Source organism: Actinomadura keratinilytica (assembly GCF_039539665.1).
GTDB lineage: Bacteria > Actinomycetota > Actinomycetes > Streptosporangiales > Streptosporangiaceae > Spirillospora > Spirillospora keratinilytica.
Genome location: NZ_BAABDO010000011.1, coordinates 80,451 through 98,202 on the forward strand (window position 1 = coordinate 80,451; position 17,752 = coordinate 98,202).

General features: G+C 73.6%; 14 protein-coding genes. 4 read left to right on the top strand and 10 right to left on the bottom strand.

Features of this window, described 5'->3' with window-relative positions; all coding sequences use genetic code 11:
- The first annotated feature begins 29 nt into the window (after positions 1 to 29).
- Entirely contained in the window at positions 30 to 758 is a 729-nt protein-coding gene (locus ABD879_RS06260) for a DUF2510 domain-containing protein (protein WP_345018326.1), read from the top strand.
- Here ABD879_RS06260 and ABD879_RS06265 read toward each other — a convergent pair.
- Genes ABD879_RS06265 through eno form a run of 4 tightly spaced genes read right to left on the bottom strand, consistent with a single transcriptional unit; the run spans position 755 to position 4,090 of the window.
- Entirely contained in the window at positions 755 to 1,693 is a 939-nt protein-coding gene (locus ABD879_RS06265) for a Ppx/GppA phosphatase family protein (protein WP_345018328.1), read from the bottom strand. The genes ABD879_RS06260 and ABD879_RS06265 overlap by 4 nt on opposite strands.
- Positions 1,690 to 2,295, bottom strand: coding sequence for a DUF501 domain-containing protein (locus tag ABD879_RS06270; protein WP_345018330.1), 606 nt, complete (start codon positions 2,293 to 2,295; stop codon positions 1,690 to 1,692). Before ABD879_RS06270 ends, ABD879_RS06265 begins: the two co-directional genes overlap by 4 nt.
- A 60-nt stretch (positions 2,296 to 2,355) precedes the next feature.
- Positions 2,356 to 2,787, bottom strand: a complete 432-nt coding sequence (locus ABD879_RS06275; RefSeq protein ID WP_345018332.1) for an FtsB family cell division protein — start codon at positions 2,785 to 2,787, stop codon at positions 2,356 to 2,358.
- Positions 2,788 to 2,806: 19 nt separating this feature from the next.
- Complete coding sequence (gene eno / locus ABD879_RS06280) at positions 2,807 to 4,090, bottom strand: phosphopyruvate hydratase (RefSeq protein WP_345018334.1); 1,284 nt, start codon at positions 4,088 to 4,090, stop codon at positions 2,807 to 2,809.
- Between the two features lie 200 nt (positions 4,091 to 4,290).
- Here eno and ABD879_RS06285 point away from each other — a divergent pair, with 200 nt between their 5' ends.
- From ABD879_RS06285 to ABD879_RS06295, 3 genes are read left to right on the top strand one after another with little or no spacing between them, the layout of a single operon-like run.
- The gene (locus ABD879_RS06285; protein ID WP_345018336.1) at positions 4,291 to 5,364 is read left to right on the top strand and encodes an ABC transporter substrate-binding protein; all 1,074 of its coding nucleotides are present in this window, start codon (positions 4,291 to 4,293) and stop codon (positions 5,362 to 5,364) included.
- The gene (locus ABD879_RS06290; protein WP_345018338.1) at positions 5,361 to 6,170 is read left to right on the top strand and encodes an ABC transporter ATP-binding protein; all 810 of its coding nucleotides are present in this window, start codon (positions 5,361 to 5,363) and stop codon (positions 6,168 to 6,170) included. The genes ABD879_RS06285 and ABD879_RS06290 overlap by 4 nt, the downstream gene beginning before the upstream one ends.
- Positions 6,160 to 7,050 (top strand): ABC transporter permease, encoded by an 891-nt coding sequence (locus tag ABD879_RS06295; protein WP_345018339.1) that lies wholly within the window; start codon positions 6,160 to 6,162, stop codon positions 7,048 to 7,050. The genes ABD879_RS06290 and ABD879_RS06295 overlap by 11 nt, the downstream gene beginning before the upstream one ends.
- A 159-nt stretch (positions 7,051 to 7,209) precedes the next feature.
- On the opposite strand, the gene ABD879_RS06300 is transcribed toward ABD879_RS06295, so the two are convergent.
- The 6 genes from ABD879_RS06300 to mfd form a co-directional block, all read right to left on the bottom strand.
- Positions 7,210 to 7,740 carry an RICIN domain-containing protein gene (locus ABD879_RS06300; protein WP_345018341.1) on the bottom strand — a complete coding sequence of 177 codons (531 nt, stop codon included), beginning with the start codon at positions 7,738 to 7,740 and terminating at the stop codon, positions 7,210 to 7,212.
- Positions 7,741 to 7,925: 185 nt separating this feature from the next.
- Complete coding sequence (nhaA, locus tag ABD879_RS06305; protein WP_345018343.1) at positions 7,926 to 9,782, bottom strand: Na+/H+ antiporter NhaA; 1,857 nt, start codon at positions 9,780 to 9,782, stop codon at positions 7,926 to 7,928.
- A gap of 61 nt (positions 9,783 to 9,843) precedes the next feature.
- Positions 9,844 to 12,258 (bottom strand): penicillin-binding protein, encoded by a 2,415-nt coding sequence (locus tag ABD879_RS06310; protein WP_345018346.1) that lies wholly within the window; start codon positions 12,256 to 12,258, stop codon positions 9,844 to 9,846.
- Positions 12,259 to 12,355: 97 nt separating this feature from the next.
- Positions 12,356 to 13,330, bottom strand: coding sequence for a nucleoside triphosphate pyrophosphohydrolase (locus ABD879_RS06315; RefSeq protein ID WP_345018349.1), 975 nt, complete (start codon positions 13,328 to 13,330; stop codon positions 12,356 to 12,358).
- A 1-nt stretch (position 13,331) separates the two neighbouring features.
- Entirely contained in the window at positions 13,332 to 14,003 is a 672-nt protein-coding gene (locus ABD879_RS06320; RefSeq protein WP_345018352.1) for a SurA N-terminal domain-containing protein, read from the bottom strand.
- Positions 14,004 to 14,069: 66 nt separating this feature from the next.
- On the bottom strand, positions 14,070 to 17,561 hold the full coding sequence (gene mfd, locus ABD879_RS06325; protein ID WP_345018355.1) for a transcription-repair coupling factor: 3,492 nt from the start codon (positions 17,559 to 17,561) through the stop codon (positions 14,070 to 14,072).
- Between the last annotated feature and the right edge of the window lie 191 nt (positions 17,562 to 17,752).

Consider the following 17,752-nt stretch of genomic DNA (forward strand, 5'->3'; position numbering starts at 1 on the left):
GGCGCGGCCGTGAGACGCGGAGGCATGCCTTGTCGCAACCAGGCTGGTATCCCGACCCCTATGGCACCGCGAGCCTGCGCTGGTGGGACGGGCAGAACTGGACCCGCCACGTCGATCCCGAGACGCCGGGGCCGGCGCGCCCCTACGGGGCCTTCCCGAGCGGGTGGGCGGCCCCCTCCGCTCCCTTGGACGTGAACGTGCGCGGCGTCCTGCTGCACGCCGACGACGATGTGCTCGCCTACGGCTCCGACGTGCTGGCCTGGTCCCAGGTGGAGTGGGTGGCCCACTGGACGGCCGACGTTCCCGCCGGGCCGGGGGCGGCGCCCGCCGTCGCCTGGGCCTTCCAGGCCGGGCGGCACCCGTTCCGCGGCGGGCCGCGCGTCGAGGTGGTGCTCGACTCCACGCTGTTCCCCGAGCGGGAGACCGAGGCGATCTGGACGCGGCTGGTCGAGCGGTGCCGCCGCCGCGCCGAGCTCCGCCTGGTGGCCGAGCTGGCCGGACGGGTGCACGCGGGCCACCCGGTGGACGTCGCCGAGGGCCTGACCGTGCATCCGGGCGGGGTGCGCGGCACCCGCGTGTCGCTGGGCTGGGCGGAGATCTCCGGCGCGGTGACCGACGGCGGCCGGGTGTGGATCCAGCGGTCCGACGGCGGTACGCCCACCCTCTACGTGCCCCGGCAGAACCCGAACGCCGTGCTGATCCCCGAGCTGCTCGCCGCCCTGCGGCCCGCCCGCTACCAGCCGCCCGCCCGGAGCTAGGCGAGGGACCAGGCGATGCCGTCGAGGATGTCGTGCTCGCTGACCACGACGGCGCCGAAGCCGTACTCGCGCATGATCCGGTCCAGGATGAGCGCGCCCGCGCCGATCACATCGACCCGGCCGGGGTGCATGACGCCGATGGCCGCGCGTTCGGCGCGGGTGGCGTGCAGCAGGCCGCGGGTCACCTCGTGCACCTGCGCGGCGGTGATGCGCGACCCGTGGATGCGGGACGAGTCGTACTCCGGCAGGTCGAGCGCGATGCCGGCGACCGTGGTGACCGAGCCCGCCAGCCCGACCAGGGTGCGCGCCTCGTCCACCGGGACGCTCTGGCGCACCGCGTCCAGGGCGGCGTCGATGTCGGCGGCGGCCGCGCTGATCTGCTCGGGCGAGGGCGGGTCGCCGTCGCGCAGGTGCCGCTCGGTCATCCGCACGCAGCCGATGTCGACCGACCGGGCCGCCTGCACGGTCGAGCCGCCCAGGACGAACTCGGTGGACCCGCCGCCGATGTCGACCACCAGGTAGGGCCGGGCGGGGCGCAGCGCCGCCAGCTCGCGGGTGGCGCCGGTGAACGACAGCGCGGCCTCCTCGTCGCCGGTGACCACCTCCGGGACCACGCCGAAGATGTCGACGACGCCGGCGGTGAACTCGTCGCGGTTGGCCGCGTCGCGGGTCGCGCTGGTGGCCACCACGCGCACCTTCTCGGCGCCGTGCCGCTCGATGAGCTCCTGGTAGCCGCGCATCGCCTCGAACGTGCGCGCCAGGGCCTCGGGCGCCAGGCGGCCGGTGCGGTCGACGCCCTCGCCGAGGCGCACGATCCGCATGAGGCGCTCCACGTCGGTCAGGGTGCCCTCGCCGGACGGCCCGCCGGGCACGACGTCGGCGATCAGCAGGCGGACCGAGTTGGTCCCGCAGTCGATGGCGGCGACGCGTGTCACTGATCACTGCCTTCCATGTCGTCCTGTTCGGCCGGCTCGGGCACCGCACCGGCGGCCCGGTTCGCGGCCCGCTCGCGCGGCTTGCCGGGCGCCGCGCAGGTCACGCAGGGGCCGGCGCGCCACCATTCGGGCAGCGCCGCCAGGGCCTCGCGGCCGAACGGGTTGGCGCCCGGGACGGCCAGCTCGTGCGCGACCAGGGCGTGCAGGCATTTGACCCGTTCGGGCATGCCGCCCGCGCTCTGCGTGCCGGGCGGGAGGGGCTCGATGCCCTCGTCGCGCGCCGCCTCGTCGCGGCGCCGCAGGTAGTCGTCGTGGGCGGCGGCGTACTCGGCGCGCAGCCCCGGCTCGTCGGCCAGCCGCGCCTGCATGGTCCGCATGACCCCGCTGCCCTCCAGGGTGCCGATGGCCGAGGCCGCCTTCGGGCAGGTCAGGTAGAACAGCGTGGGGAACGGCGTGCCGTCCGGCAGGCGCGGCGCCGTCTCGATCACGGCGGGCAGGCCGCAGGGGCAGCGGTAGGCCACCCGGCGCAGGCCGCGCGGCTCGCGCCGCAGCTGGGCCGCCACCGCGGCCCGGTCGCGTTCGTCGATCTCCTTCTCCCCCACCGAGTCCCCCCCCAGCGTCTCCCCTCGCCGAGGGCGTCACGCCCGGCCCGCCCCCCGGGCTCAGCGCGGGCGGTCGGCCTCCTCGACCGACCGCCACAGCGTGACGTACCACGGCTCCTTGCGCGCGGCGTCGGCGGGCTTGGACTGCTGCCGCTCGCCGCCGCCACCGTCCAGGACGATGTAGCAGCGCTCCCCCGGCATGCAGTAGTGCAGGCGCCGCTTGGCCTCGCGCTCAATGTACGCCTTGTCGCCGAGCTGCCGCTTGCGCTCTTCGAGCTGGGCCACCTCGCGGCGGGCGACCCGCTCCTGCTGCTTGAGCTGGGCGATCTCCTGGCGCTGCGCGACGTACTCGCGCACCGGGTAGGCCAGGCTGAGCGCGATGGCGCACATGACGACCGCCAGGATGGCGGCACGGCCGGTCAGTGCCGTGCCGCCCCTGCGGCCGGGGCGCGCGCGCTCCTCGCCGCCCTCGTCGTCCCGCCGGCGGGCCACCGCAGCCTCCCGTCCGCGCTCAGCCCTCCCAGGAGAAGCGCGGGAAGGCGGCGGCGCCGGCGTAGCGCGCGGCGTCGTCGAGCAGCTCCTCGATGCGCAGCAGCTGGTTGTACTTGGCGACGCGGTCGCTGCGGGCGGGCGCGCCGGTCTTGATCTGGCCGCAGTTGGTCGCCACGGCCAGGTCGGCGATGGTGGTGTCCTCGGTCTCGCCGGAGCGGTGGCTCATCATGCAGCGGTAGCCGCTGGTCTGGGCGAGCGACACCGCGTCCAGGGTCTCGGTGAGGGTGCCGATCTGGTTGACCTTGACCAGCAGCGCGTTGGCGGTGCGGGCCTCGATGCCGCGGGCCAGCCGCTCGGGGTTGGTGACGAACAGGTCGTCGCCGACCAGCTGCACCTTGTCGCCGACGGATTCGGTGAGGGCCTTCCAGCCGTCCCAGTCCTCCTCGCCGAGCGGGTCCTCGATGGACACCAGCGGGTAGGACGCCAGCAGCTCGCCGTAGTAGGCGGCCATCTCGTCGGCCGACCGCTTGCCGCCCTCGAAGGCGTAGACGCCGTCGGCGTGGAACTCGGTGGCGGCCACGTCCAGGGCGAGCGCGATGTCGCGGCCCGGGGTGAACCCGGCCCGGCCGATCGCCTCCATGATCAGGTCCAGCGCCTCGCGGTTGCTGGGCAGGTCGGGGGCGAAGCCGCCCTCGTCGCCCAGGCCGGTGGCCAGGCCGCGGCCCTTGAGCACGGCCTTGAGGGCGTGGTAGGTCTCGGCGCCCCAGCGCAGCGCCTCGGCGAAGGTGCCGGCGCCGATCGGGGCGATCATGAACTCCTGCACGTCGACGTTGGTGTCGGCGTGCGCGCCGCCGTTGAGGATGTTCATCATCGGCACCGGCAGCAGGTGCGCGTTGGGCCCGCCGACGTAGCGGAACAGCGGCAGCCCGGCCGACTCGGCGGCGGCCTTGGCCACCGCCAGGCTGACGCCGAGGACGGCGTTGGCGCCCAGCTTGGACTTGCCGGGCGTGCCGTCCAGGTCGATCAGCAGCTGGTCGATGAGCCGCTGGTCGGCGGCGGGGAGGCCGACGAGCTTCTCGTCGATGGTCTCGTTGACGGCCTTGACCGCGTTCCGGACGCCTTTGCCGCCGTAGCGCTCACCGCCGTCGCGCAGCTCGACGGCCTCGAACTGGCCGGTGGACGCGCCGCTGGGCACCGCGGCACGCGCCTCGGTCCCGTCGGCGAGCAGCACCTCGACCTCGACGGTCGGGTTGCCGCGAGAGTCCAGGATCTCCCGGGCGAGGACGGCCTCGATCGACGACACGGGCATCTCCCCTGATCTACGGTGCGGTCGACTTGCCCCCTGAGCCTATCGATGCCCTCTGTTCATCCTCCAACGGACACGGGGGTGGCCGGGAAAGGCCGAGTGTGACGCACGCGTCCCGCGCCCGAGACTTGACGAAAGCATTACCCAGCTTATCTACTGTCCAGGTCAAACCCACTTATTTAGTAGGGATCTTGGACATGCGTCGCACACATCGTTCGTCACTCCGGGGGCTGCCCCGTCGGCTCGCCGCGGCCGCGCTGGCCGTGCTGCTCGGCGCCGGGACGCTCGGCGCCTGTGGTGGCGACGACGACAGCGGCGGCTCCGGCGGGGCGCAGGAACCGCTGCGGCTCGGATACTTCCCCAACATCACCCACGCCACCGCCCTGGTCGGCGTGCAGCGCGGCATCTTCGCCAAGCACCTGGGCACCGCGCCGCGCACCTCCACCTTCAACGCCGGCCCGTCCGCGGTCGAGGCGGTGTTCTCCGGCGCGGTGGACGCCACCTTCATCGGTCCGAACCCGACCATCAACGCCTGGGCCAGGTCGCAGGGCAAGGCCATCAAGGTCATCTCGGGTGCCGCCTCCGGCGGGGCGTCGCTGGTGGTCAAGCCGGAGATCAAGTCCATCCAGGACCTGCGCGGCAAGAAGATCGCCACGCCGCAGCTCGGCAACACCCAGGATGTGGCGCTGCGCCACTACCTCAAGAGCCAGGGCCTGACCGCCAACAAGGACGGCAGCGGCGATGTCAAGGTCGTCCCGCAGGAGAACTCGCAGACCCTGCAGACCTTCGCGCAGGGCACCATCGACGGCGCCTGGGTGCCCGAGCCGCACGCCTCCCGGCTGATCCTGGAGAGCAAGGGCAAGCGGCTGCTGAACGAGGCGTCGCTGTGGCCCGGCGGCAAGTTCGTGGTGACCAACCTGATCGTCCGGCAGGACTACGCCAAGGAGCACCCCGAGCAGGTCAAGAAGCTGCTGCAGGCCGTGGTCGAGACCACCGACCTGATCAACAGCAACCCCGAAGAGGCCAAGAAGGCCGTCAACGAGCAGCTCGCCAAGCTCAGCGGGAAGCCGCTCAAGCAGGAGATCCTCGACGCCTCCTTCAAGGAGATCACCTTCACCGTGGACCCGGTCGCCTCCTCGCTGGTCCAGGGCGCCCGGCATGCCGAGGAGGTCGGCCTGCTGGAGCCGGTGAACCTGGACGGAATCTACGACCTCGGGCCGCTCAACGAGGTGCTCAAGGCGAGCGGAAAGGCACAGGTCAGCGACAGATGACAGAGGCCGTCACGGCCGCGCCCAGCCGGACCCCCGCGCCCGCGGCGGTCCGGCTGAGTGGCGTGTCCAAAGCGTTCGGAACCGGTGACGCGGCCCTGCTCGCGCTCGACGGCGTCTCCCTGGACGTGGCGCCCGGCGAGTTCGTGTGCCTGCTGGGCGCGTCCGGCTGCGGCAAGAGCACCCTGCTCAACCTGGTCGCCGACCTGGAGCAGCCGACCTCGGGCAGCATCGACACCGGCGGCGCGCGGGTCGCGCTGATGTTCCAGGAGCCGGCGCTGTTCCCGTGGCTGACCGTCAGCGCCAACATCGAGCTGGCCCTGAAGATGCGCGGGGTGCCGCGGGCGGAGCGGCGCGAGCGGGCCTCGGCGCTGCTGGCCTCGGTGCACCTGAGCGGGTTCGAGAAGAAGCGCCCGCACCAGCTGTCGGGCGGCATGCGCCAGCGGGTCGCGCTGGCCCGCGCGCTCGCCCTGACGGTGGCCGACGGCGACGGCGGGCAGGGCACGCTGCTGCTGATGGACGAGCCGTTCGGCGCCCTGGACGCGATGACCCGCGACCTGCTGCACGACGAGATCGAGCGGATCTGGCGCGAACGCGGGCTGACCGTGCTGTTCGTCACCCACAACGTGCGCGAGGCCGTGCGGCTCGGCGACCGGGTGGTGCTGCTCAGCAGCCGCCCCGGCAAGGTCGTGGAGGAGTTCCCGGTCGACATCGAACGCCCCCGCCGCATCGACGCCGCCCCCGTGGCGGCGCTGGCCGGCAAGATCACCGACCGGCTGCGTGAGGAGGTCGGCCGTCATGGCGGTTGAGACCCGCAAGAACGTGCCCGATCCGGCCGACGACCCGGCGCTGCGGCGGCAGATCACCGGGCTGGACGCGCTGGAGCTGGCCGCCGGCGCCCGGCGCGGCCCGCTGTCGCGGCTGTGGTCGGCGGCCTGGCCGATGATCACCGCCGTGGCGATCGCGCTGGCGTTCTGGCAGGCGGTGGTGTGGAGCGGGTGGAAGGACCCGTGGGTGCTGCCCGGCCCCGCCGACACCCTGCCGGTGTTCTGGGACCAGATCACCAGCGGCCGGTTCTGGGAGGCCGTCGCGCTGACCATGCGGCGGGCGGTGATCGGGTTCGCGCTGTCCATCGTGATCGGCGTGCTGATCGGCGCGCTGGTGTCGCAGTTCCGCATCCTGCGCCGCGCGTTCGGATCGATGATCACCGGGCTGCAGACGATGCCGTCGATCTCCTGGTTCCCGCTGGCCATCCTGCTGTTCCAGCTCAGCGAGAGCGCGATCCTGTTCGTGGTGGTGCTGGGCGCCTCGCCGTCCATCGCCAACGGGCTGATCGCCGGCGTCGACTACACCCCGCCGATCCTGCTGCGCGCCGGCAAGGTGCTCGGCCTGCGCGGGCTGCTGCTGTACCGGCATCTGATCCTGCCGGCCTCGCTGCCGTCGTTCGTGGCCGGGCTCAAGCAGGGCTGGGCGTTCGCCTGGCGCAGCCTGATGGCGGGCGAGCTGCTGGTGATCATCGGCGACACCACCTCGCTGGGCGTGCTGCTGTCGCAGGCCCGCGAGCTGAACAACACCGCGGACATGATCTCCTACATGATCGTCATTCTGATCATCGGGATCGTCATCGACCAGCTGTTCGGCGTCGCCGACCGCGCCCTGCGCACCCGCTGGGGCATGGACAACGACTGACCGCGCCAGCCGGCCTCGACGACCGGCCGCGACGACCGACCCGGGCCGGCGGGGCGGGGGCACGCGACCCCGCCCCGCCGGTCGGGCGACGGCGGGTGCACGCCGTCCGGACGGGCGCCGCCCGGGTGTGCGGCGCCCGGATGCACGGCGGCGCGGAGGCTAGACGCGCTCGAAGCTGAACCGCTGGTTGGCCCCGCCGTTGCAGCGGTACTGCACGATCGGGGTGCCGTCGGAGGCGCTCAGGCCGGGCACGTCCAGGCACTTGCGGTGCAGGGTGCGCACCTCGTACCGGCCGGAGCCGACCGGCAGCAGCCGGAACGTCTGGTTGGCCGTGCCGCGGCACCGGTACTGGATGATCGCGGCGCCGTCCGCGCTGCTCCTGCCGCTGACGTCCAGGCACTTGTTGTGCAGGGTGCGGATCTGGTAGCGGTTGCGCTCGGTGGCCACCAGCCGGAACGTCTGGTTGGCGCCGTCGTGGCACCGGTACTGGATGATCGGGGTGCCGTCGGCGGAGTCACCGCCGCGGACGTCCAGACACTTGTCATGAAGCGTCAGGATCCTTCCCCGTTCGGAGGGATGCAGCCGGCCCGCGGACGCGGCGTCGGCGCCGGTGGGCGCCATCAGGGGGGCGGCGAGGGCGAGCAGGGCGGCGGCCGGCAGGCCGCGTCGCGCCGTGAGGGGGAAACGCATGGCACACCTCTCAGGTGGATGGATGTCGCGTCCGACCCACATCGGACTACCTAAAGTAATCATGGAGTTGCCAATGGTGTTCAAGAGGGGATCGGACACAACCCCCTTGCGCCGGCGTTACTCAAACCCCACCCGCACGCTCGGCCACAGCCGCACCAGGACCACCCCGAGGCGGGCGCCCGGAATCAACCGCGGTCGCCGGTCTGCTCTCTCAGCGCGGCTTCGATGGCGGCGGACATCGAGGGCACGTCATGGGCGCCCTCGTAGGGTTCGCCGTTGATGAAGAACGTGGGGGTGCCGCCCACGCCGCTGCGTTCCCCGCCCTCCATGTCGGACATGACGCGCTCCCGGTGCCGTTCGACATCGCTCCACAGGGAGACGCCCATGGACTCGGCATAGGAGGCCAGGTCGGAGTCGGACAGGGCGAGCTGGTTGCGGAACAGGGTGTCGTGCATGTCCCAGAACCTGCCGTGGTCGGCGGCGGACTCGGCGGCCAGGGCGGCGGCCATCGCCCGCGGGTGCAGCTCCGACAGCGGGAAATGGCGGAACACGACCCGCAGCCGGTCGCCGAAGCGTTCCCGCAGCTCCTCCAGGACGGGGTGGGCGCGACCGCAGTACGGGCACTCGTAGTCGCCGTACTCGACCAGGGTGACCGGCGCGTCCATCGGGCCGCGGACGTGGTCGGCGTCGGTGACCGGCGGCAGCGGCTCGGCCTCCACGGGGATCTCGTCCTCCCGGGACGGCGGCGCGCAGACGGCGCCGCGGTCCCAGGCCATGCGGAAGACCAGCCAGCCGAGCCCGGCCGCCAGCAGCGACCCGGTCAGGATGCCGATCTTGGCCTGGCTCTGCAGCGCCGGGTCGTCGGCGAACGCCAGGTCGGTGATGAACAGCGAGACCGTGAAACCGATGCCGGACACCGCCGCGCCGCCGAGCACCTGCCCCCACACCAGGCTGCCGGGCAGGACCCCCCAGTTCCACCGCAGCGGCAGCCAGGTGCCGAGGGCGATCCCGGCGAACTTGCCGGCCACCAGGCCGGCCGCCACGCCGAGGGTGACCGGCGAGGTGGCGGCGGCGCGCAGGGTGCCGCCGTCCAGGCGGACGCCCGCGTTGGCCAGCGCGAAGATCGGCACGATGACGTAGCTGGTCCACGGATGCAGCAGCAGCTGCAGCCGCTCGTTCACCGAGACGGTGCGCTGGACGGTGCGGCCCGCCTCGACGGCCAGTTCGGGGCTCGGGGCGCGCGCCAGCTCCCGCAGCATCTCGTTCGCGCGCAGCACCTTGTGCCCGCTGGGCGCGTACACCACGACCAGGGCGCCGAGCAGGATGCCCGCGAGGGTGGGGTGCACGCCGCTCTCCAGCATGGCGGCCCACACCCCCAGGCCGAGCAGCAGGTAGGCGGGGGCGCGCCAGAACCGCAGCCAGCGGGCCGCGACGATCAGCCCGGTGAGCAGCACGGCGGCCGCCAGCGCGGTGACCGACAGCGACTCGGTGTAGAAGACCGCGACGACCAGGATCGCGCCGACGTCGTCGACCACGGCCAGGGTGAGCAGGAAGGCGCGCAGCGGCTCGGGGCAGCGGGTGCCGATCACCGCCAGCAGGCCGAGCACGAACGCGGTGTCGCTGGCCAGCGGGATGCCCCAGCCGCCCGCACCGGGGCCGCCGGCGTTGACCGCCGTGTAGACCAGCGCGGGGACCGCCATCCCGCCGAGCGCGGCCACCGCGGGCACGGCGATCAGGCGGCGGTCGCGCAGCTGGCCGATGCGGACCTCGCGGCTGATCTCCAGCCCGATGACGAAGAAGAACAGCGCCATCAGCCCGTCGTTGACCAGGTGCCGCAGATCGAGGGCGACGGTGTGGTCGCCGATCCGCACCGCCAGCTCGGTGTGCCAGAACGTCTCGTAGCTGTCGCCGAACGGGGAGTTGGCCCACAGCAGCCCGGCGACCGTCGCGGCCAGCAGCACGCTGGTCCCGCCCACCTCCGTGCGCAGGAACGCGCGCAGCCCCGGCGGCACCGCCCGTGCGGCGATCGAGATCTCGCTCACGTCCGCTTCCTCACCCCGCGTCCCGCCTCGGCACTACCGCCGCGCGGTACAACCGCCCAGGTCAGGGGGTTGTTCCGGGTGGGTTCTCAACGCCCCGTCCGGGGCCGGGGAGCGGCGGGCCCGCCTCGGGGGGCGGCGGCCCGGCCTCGGGAGGCGGCGCGGGGTCGTCGGGGGTCGGCGTCGGGTCGGGGCGCGGGCGCTCCCCGCCGCGGCTGACGTGCAGGATGACGGTGCCGTCGGCGGCGGTGGACATGCTCGCCACCGTCCCCGCCGGGTAGCGGTCGGACCGCACGGGCGCCCCCACGCGCGCCCGGAAGCCGGCCTCGCGGAGCCGGGAGAGCGCGGCGCCCAGCGGCATGCCGCGCACGTCGGGGGCCCGGTCGATCTCGCCGCTGCCGCGGCGGAAGAAGCGGGCCGGGGGCCGCACGAACGGGGTGGCGGGGCGCCCGGCCAGCGCGCCGGCCATGGTGTCGTGCCAGATCGGCGCGGGGATCGTCGCCCCGTACACCGCGCCGTAGCAGCGGCCGTCCATGCACAGGTTCCGCATCGGGTGCTTGTAGCCGCCGCGCGGGTCGCCCACCCACACCGCCGCGGCCAGGTCGGGCGTGTAGCCGGCGAACCAGGCGGCGGAGAAGTCGTCGACGGTGCCGGTCTTGCCCGCGGCGGGGCGGCCGATGCCCTGCCCGCGTGCGGTGCCCTTGGTCAGCACGCCGCGCAGCACGTGGTTGACCGCGTCGGCGACGCCCTTGTCCAGCACCTGCTTGCAGTCGGCGCCCGGCACCCGCAGCTCCCGGCCCTGCGCGTCGGTGATCTGCTTGATGGCGATCGGCTTGCAGTAGCGGCCGCGGGCGCCGAACGCGGCGTAGGCGGCGGCCAGCCGCACCGGCGACACCGGGTTGAAGCCGAGGGTGAACGAGGGGTACTGCTCCAGCGGCTTGCCATTGGCCTGCCGCATGCCGAGCTTCTCGGCCATCTTCACCGTGTCGCACAGCCCGACCTTGCGCTGCAGCGCCAGAAAGAACGTGTTGACCGAGTGGTGGGTGCCGGTGACCAGGCTGAACTCGCGGCCGCCCTCGCCGTCGGCGGCGTTGCGCAGCGGCTTGGTGTCGCCGACGCGGCGGCCCTTGCAGTCGCGGTACCCGGTCGGGACGTAGGCGCGCGGCGCCATCAGGCGGGTGCCGAACGGCATGTCCTCGTCCAGCGCGGCGGCCAGCGTGAACACCTTGAACGTCGATCCGGCCTGCATGCCGATGCTGGAGCCGTGGCTGGCGTCGGCGGCGAAGTTGATCCAGGTCTTGCCGCGCTCGCGGTTCGAGCCGAGCTCGCGGTCGACGGCCATGCCCTTGATCTCGCCGGTGCCGGGTTCGACGAGCGCCTCGGCGGCGGCCTTGCCGGCCGAGTTCTTCGGGGGGACGTGCCGGTCGACGGCGCGCTGGGCGGCCCGCTGCGTCTGCGGGTCCAGGGTGGTGCGGATGGTCAGGCCGCCGCGTTTGAGCAGCCGTTCGCGGGCCTTGGCCGTCTTGCCGAACACCGGGTTGGTGAGGATCTCGCGCTGCACGTAGTCGCAGAAGAACGGGGCCTTGCTGACCACGCAGCCGCTGCGGGTGCGCTTGACGCGCAGGCCGAGGGGTTTGCGCGCGGCGGCCTCGGCGGCGGCCCGGTCGATCCAGTTCAGCTCGGCCATGCGGCGCAGCACGACGTTGCGCCGCTTGCGGGCGGCCTTGGGGTGGTGGATCGGGTCGTAGGCGTGCGGGTAGCGGATCACCCCGGCCAGCAGCGCCGCCTCGGCCAGCTGCAGTTCGGCCGCGGGTTTGCCGAAGTAGTGCCGGGACGCCGCCTCGATGCCGTAGGCGCCGTCGCCGAAGTAGGCGATGTTGAGGTAGCGGCGCAGGATCTCGTCCTTGGAGAACCGCTTCTCCAGCGCCACCGCGTACCGCAGTTCGCGGATCTTGCGGGCGGCGCTGATCTCCTGGGCGGCGCGCTGCTCCTCGACGGTGTCGGCCTGGGCGATCAGCAGGTTCTTGACGTACTGCTGGGTGATGCCCGAGCCGCCCTGGGTGACCTGCCCGGACGTCAGGTTGCTGGCCAGCGCCCGCAGCGTGCCCTGGGAGTCCAGGGCGCCGTGCTCGTAGAACCGGCTGTCCTCGATGGCCAGCACGGCGCGGCGGGCGATCGGGGCGATCTGGTCCAGCCGCACGTCCACCCGGTTCTGGTAGAAGAACGTGGCGATCAGCGAGCCGTCGGCGGCCAGGATGCGGGACCGCTGCGGCACGTCCGACACGTCCAGGTCGTCCGGTTCCTCCTGGAACCAGCGGGCGGCGTCGCGGGCGCCGATCCCCGCGCCGCACGCGGCGGGCAGCAGCATCAGCGCGACCAGGACGCCCGCCAGGGCGCCGAGGCCGCCCAGGTGCCGGACGGCGCGCATGCGCGCGGCGCGCACGCTCGCGGCGGAGCCCCCGCGTGACCCTCCCAGCACGGGCCAAGAGTAAACGGGGCTATCGCGGCCCACCACCCCCCGGCGGCCGTCCTGCGACGGTGCGGGGTCCGACGGTGCGGGCGGGGGCCGCCCGCGGTCATCCGGTCGGCCGCGTCCGCTCCCATGTCCTGACACGGTCACGGAATACCCGGCACACGGCGCGCAACTCCGCCTCGGCATCACGGCCCTGCTCGCGGCTCTCGCGCACCACCTGGAACAGGCGCGCGCCCAGGGCGGTCTCCTCCCCGGCGGGCGGGTCGAACAGCTCGGGCGGGGCGCCCGCGCGGTCGGCGCGGCGCTGCAGCTGCGCGGCCAGGGTCAGCGCGGGCTGGCCCATGGCCACGCCGTCCAGCACCGACGCCTCGCCGCCGCTCTTGGCGGCCCGCTCGGCGGCCTTGATCTGCTCCCAGTTGGCGTTGACCTCCTCGGCGCCGGACACGGTGACGTCGCCGAACACGTGCGGGTGGCGGCGCACCAGCTTGTCGACGATCGCGCCCGCCACGTCGTCGATGGTGAAGCGGGTGTCGTCGGTGCGCTCGGCGGCCACCACCGAGTGGAACACCACCTGCATCAGCACGTCGCCGAGCTCCTCGCGCAGCGCGCCCAGGTCGCCGTCCTCGACGGTGTCGGCGACCTCGTAGGCCTCCTCCAGCAGGTAGGGGACGAGCGAGGCGTGGGTCTGCTTGGCGTCCCAGGGGCATTCGCGGCGCAGCCGGTCCATCACCGCGACCAGGTCGAGCAGCCGCGCGCCGGGCAGGTCGTAGGAGCCGTGCAGCACCTCCACCTCGAGCGGGTCGTCGACGACGAGCCGCCCGATCTCGCGCATGAGGCCCTCGTCGCCCTCGGGTGCGGCCACCCACACCACCGCGGCGGCGCGGGCGGCGGCGACCAGGACGGCCGGGTCGGGTGCGGGCGCCTCCTCGGGCCGCACGCCCGCCTCCCGCAGGTAGGGCAGCAGCGGATGCCCGGCGGGGGCGAGCACGCGGTCGGCCGAACGCAGCGCCTCCCACGCCTTCCACGTCAGCAGGCCGGGGGCGACGCGGTGCGTGGTGGCCAGCAGGATCAGGCCCATGTCACGCCGTCCCCGACTCGGTGGCCGACAGGCGCTGCCGCACCGGCTGGATGGCGACCTGCCGCGGGTCGAACGAGCCGAACCGGGGGTTGATCTTGATGTCCATGTCGGCGGCGGTGCGGACGAACCGGTCGACGACGCCCTGCATCGCGGTGGTGGTGCGCGCGCCGCGCGGGTCGGCCGGGTCGGCGCCGAGCCGCAGGGCGAGCTGGTCCTGGACGGTCAGGTAGCGGGCGAGATCGCGGGTGTAGCGGGCGGGCAGGCCGTAGGCGAGCGTGACCGAGCGGGCGCCGCCCTGGCGGTCCAGCGCGGCGACGGTGCGGTCGACGGTGCCCTCGCTGATCGACAGGCCGTTGCGGCGCGCGACCTCGTCGGCGACCCGGATCTTGACCAGCATGTTCAGCGCGCCGCGCATGTCCGACTCCGACAGCGCCTCGGCGGCCAGCTGCTGGTCGGTGTCGCCGGGGTAGGCGCGCATCTGGTTGGCGACCGGGTCGGCGCGGAACTGCGCCTGCCAGTCGCGCACGGCGCCGTCGAGGGTGGCCGTGGTGATGCGCTCGTCACCCACCAGCGCGGCCGCACCCGCCTTGGGCGGCGTACCGCCGCAGCCCGCCAGCACGCCGGCGGCCACCGCCGCCAGCGCCGCCGACCCGACCAGCCTCGCCGCCCTCACGGTTGTACCGAGCACGGAGACCTCGTTCCTCTACGCGTTCCTCTGCGGTGTCCGATCTTGGTCAGCCTAGGACCGGGCGCGCTCCGGCAACAGGGCCTCGACCAGGTCCGTGGCCCATTTCAGCAGCTCCTGGTCGCGCAGCGGGCGGCCGCCCAGGGGTTTGGTCTTGGGCGTGGGCACCAGCAGCGTGCGCAGGGCGGGCTTGAGCACGCTCTTGGGGTAGAGCCGCTGCAGCCGCACCTGCATGGAGTCGGGCAGTTCGACCGGCGCGAACTTGACGTGGTTGCCCTGCAGCGCGACCTCGGTCAGCCCGGCCCGGCGCGCCCGCGCCCGGAACCGCGCCACCGCCAGCAGGTTGAGCACCGGCTCGGGCGGCGGCCCGAACCGGTCGCGCAGCTCCTCGTGCACCTGGGCGACCTCCTCGTCGGAGGTGATCGCGGCGATGCGCCGGTAGGCGTCCAGCCGCAGCCGCTCGCCCGGGACGTACTCGTGCGGCAGGTGCGCGTTCACCGGCAGCTCGACCTTGGTCTCGGTGACCTCCTCGGCGGCGCCGCCCTCCTTCAGCTCGCGCACCGCCTCGCCGACCATCCGCACGTACAGGTCGAACCCGACGCCCGCGACGTGCCCGGACTGCTCGGCGCCCAGGATGTTGCCGGCGCCGCGGATCTCCAGGTCCTTCATCGCCACGTACATGCCCGCCCCGGCCTCGGTGTGCTGGGCGAGGGTGGCCAGGCGCTCGTGCGCGGTCTCGGTCAGCGGCGCCTCGGGCGGGTAGAGGAAGTAGGCGTAGGCGCGTTCGCGGCCCCGGCCGACGCGGCCGCGCAGCTGGTGCAGCTGCGACAGGCCGTACATGTCGGCGCGGTCGACGATCAGGGTGTTGGCGTTGGGCACGTCCAGGCCGGACTCCACGATCGTGGTGGCCACCAGGACGTCGAAGTTCTTCTCCCAGAAGTCGACCATGACGCGTTCGAGCTCGTGCTCGTTCATCTGGCCGTGCGCGACCGCGATGCGCGCCTCGGGCACCAGCTGCGCCAGGTTCGCGGCGACCCGGTTGATCGACCGCACCCGGTTGTGGACGAAGAACACCTGGCCGTCGCGCATCAGCTCGCGGCGGATGGCGGCGGCGATCTGCTTGTCCTCGTAGGGGCCGACGAACGTCAGCACCGGGTGCCGCTCCTCGGGCGGGGTGAGGATGGTGGACATCTCGCGGATGCCGGTGATGCCCATCTCCAGGGTGCGCGGGATCGGGGTGGCGGACATGGCCAGCACGTCCACCTGGGTGCGCAGCCGCTTGAGCTCCTCCTTGTGCTCGACGCCGAACCGCTGCTCCTCGTCGATGATCACCAGGCCGAGGTCCTTGAACCGGGTCTGCCCCGACAGCAGGCGGTGGGTGCCGACGACGACGTCCACCGTGCCGTCGGCCAAACCGCGCAGCGTCTCCTCGACCTCGCCGCTGCTCTGGAACCGGCTGATCGCCTTGACCACGACCGGGAAGGGGCCGAACCGCTCGGTGAACGTCGACAGGTGCTGCTGGACGAGCAGGGTGGTCGGCACCAGCACCGCGACCTGCTTGCCGTCCTGCACGGCCTTGAACGCGGCGCGCACCGCGATCTCGGTCTTGCCGTAGCCGACGTCGCCGCAGATCAGCCGGTCCATCGGGACGGGCCGCTCCATGTCGGCCTTGACCTCCTCGATGGCGGCGAGCTGGTCGGGCGTCTCCACGTACGGGAAGGCGTCCTCCAGCTCGCGCTGCCAGGGGGTGTCGGGCCCGAAGGCGTGCCCGGGGCTGGCCATGCGCGCCGAGTACAGCCGGATCAGCTCGCCGGCGATCTGCCGGACCGCCTTGCGCGCCCGCGACTTGGCCTTCTGCCAGTCGGCGCCGCCCAGCCGGTGCAGCGACGGCGACTCGCCGCCCACGTACCGGGTCAGCTCGTCGAGCTGGTCGGTGGGGACGAACAGCTTGTCGCCCTTGGCGTACTCCAGGATCAGGTACTCGCGGGTGGCGCCCTGCACGGTGCGGCTGACCATCTCCACGTAGCGGCCGACGCCGTGCTGCTCGTGGACGACGTAGTCGCCCGCGCGCAGCTGCAGCGGGTCGATGCCGCCGCGCCGCCGCGACGGCATGCGCCGCATGTCCTTGGTGGACGACTTCTGCCCCGACAGGTCGGCCTCGGTGACGACCGCCAGCTTGATCTCGTCCCAGGTGAAGCCGTGCTCCAGCAGGCCGGTGGAGACGCTGACCACCGCGGGGGCCGGGGGTTCGGCCAGGTCGGTGAGGGTGGCGCCCAGGCCCTCCTCGCCGATGAGCTGGACGAGGCGTTCGGCCGGGCCGTGGCCGGGGGTGACGACGACGACGCGCCAGCTGTCGCCCGTCCAGCGCTTGAGGTCGCCCATGACGCGGGCGGTGTCGCCCCGGTACGCCTCGGCGGCGTGCACCCCCAGGTGGAGCGCGTCGCCCTCGGGGTTGAGGGCGGTGACCGTCCAGCGGGCCAGCCCCAGCTCGGTGGTGTGCCGCTGCACCTCCTCCAGGGAGCGGAACGCGGCGGCGCCCAGGTCGATGGGGGCCTCTCCCCCGGCGGCGGCCGTGACCCAGCTCGCCTCCAGGAACTCCTGGCTGGTGCGCACCAGTTCGGCGGCGCGGCCGCGGATGCGCTCCGGCTCGCACACCAGCAGGCGCGAGCCCTCGGGGAGCAGGTCGGTGAGCAGCTCCATCCGGTCGGCGAGGACGGGCGAGAACGCCTCCATGCCCTCCACGGTGTCGCCGTCGGCGATGCGGGTGAGGATGTCCTCCAGCGCCGGGTGCTCCTCGGCCAGCCGTTTGGCCCGTTCCCGGACCCGCTCGGTCAGCGGCAGCTCGCGGCACGGCGGCGCCCACAGGCCGTCCTGGGCCGCTTCGAGGGACCGCTGGTCGGCGGCCTTGAAGTAGCGGATCTCCTCGACGGTGTCGCCCCAGAACTCCACGCGCAGCGGGTGCTCCTCGGTGGGCGGGAACACGTCGAGGATGCCGCCGCGCACGGCCATCTCGCCGCGCTTTTCCACCAGGTCGACGCGGTGGTATCCGGCGTCGGCCAGGCGGCGGACGACGTCGTTCGGCTCGGCGTCGTCGCCGGCGCGCAGCCGCACCGGCTCCAGGTCGCCGAGGCCGGACACGATCGGCTGCAGCACCGCCCGCACCGGCGTCACGACGACGTCCAGCGGCCCGCCGGCCCCGTCGCCGGCATCCGGGTGGGTCAGGCGGCGCAGGACGGCCAGGCGCCTGCCGACGGTGTCCGAGCGCGGCGACAGCTTCTCGTGCGGCAGCGTCTCCCACGCCGGGAAGTGCGCGACCCGGTCGGGGTCGAGCAGGCTGGTCAGCGCGGACGCCAGGTCCTCGGCCTCGCGTCCGGTGGCGGTGACGGCCAGCACCACGCCCCCGCCGCCGCGGCGCGCCAGGGCGGCGGCAAGGATCGGCCACGTGGCCGGGGGCGCGACCACGTCCCGGTCGGCGCGCGCGTTCTTCAGCGCGGCGGCCAGCCGAGGGTCGCCGCAGGCCAGGTCAACAAGTCCAGAAAGCGTCATGTTCGCCCGCTCGTCGGTGCTCCTTGCGAGGGCGGCCCCCGCCCCGCCGTTCGAAAGACCTCCGCCCGCCGTGCCCGGCGCCCGCCCGGCCGCGCCGCCGGCGGACGCCCCGTCGCGGGGCAGCCCGAAGCCCCGGAATCCGCCGGACCCCGGTGTGCGGTACCAGCCTACGCGCCCGCATACCGTCCCGT

What these genes read in the sequence shown, in the direction of transcription:
- ABD879_RS06285 (WP_345018336.1), top strand. Translation starts at nt 4,291, where the DNA reads ATGCGTCGCACACATCGTTCGTCACTCCGGGGGCTGCCCCGTCGGCTC.
- ABD879_RS06290 (WP_345018338.1), top strand. Translation starts at nt 5,361, where the DNA reads ATGACAGAGGCCGTCACGGCCGCGCCCAGCCGGACCCCCGCGCCCGCG.
- ABD879_RS06295 (WP_345018339.1), top strand. Translation starts at nt 6,160, where the DNA reads ATGGCGGTTGAGACCCGCAAGAACGTGCCCGATCCGGCCGACGACCCG.
- ABD879_RS06300 (WP_345018341.1), bottom strand. Translation starts at nt 7,740, where the DNA reads ATGCGTTTCCCCCTCACGGCGCGACGCGGCCTGCCGGCCGCCGCCCTG.
- ABD879_RS06315 (WP_345018349.1), bottom strand. Translation starts at nt 13,330, where the DNA reads ATGGGCCTGATCCTGCTGGCCACCACGCACCGCGTCGCCCCCGGCCTG.
- mfd (WP_345018355.1), bottom strand. Translation starts at nt 17,561, where the DNA reads ATGACGCTTTCTGGACTTGTTGACCTGGCCTGCGGCGACCCTCGGCTG.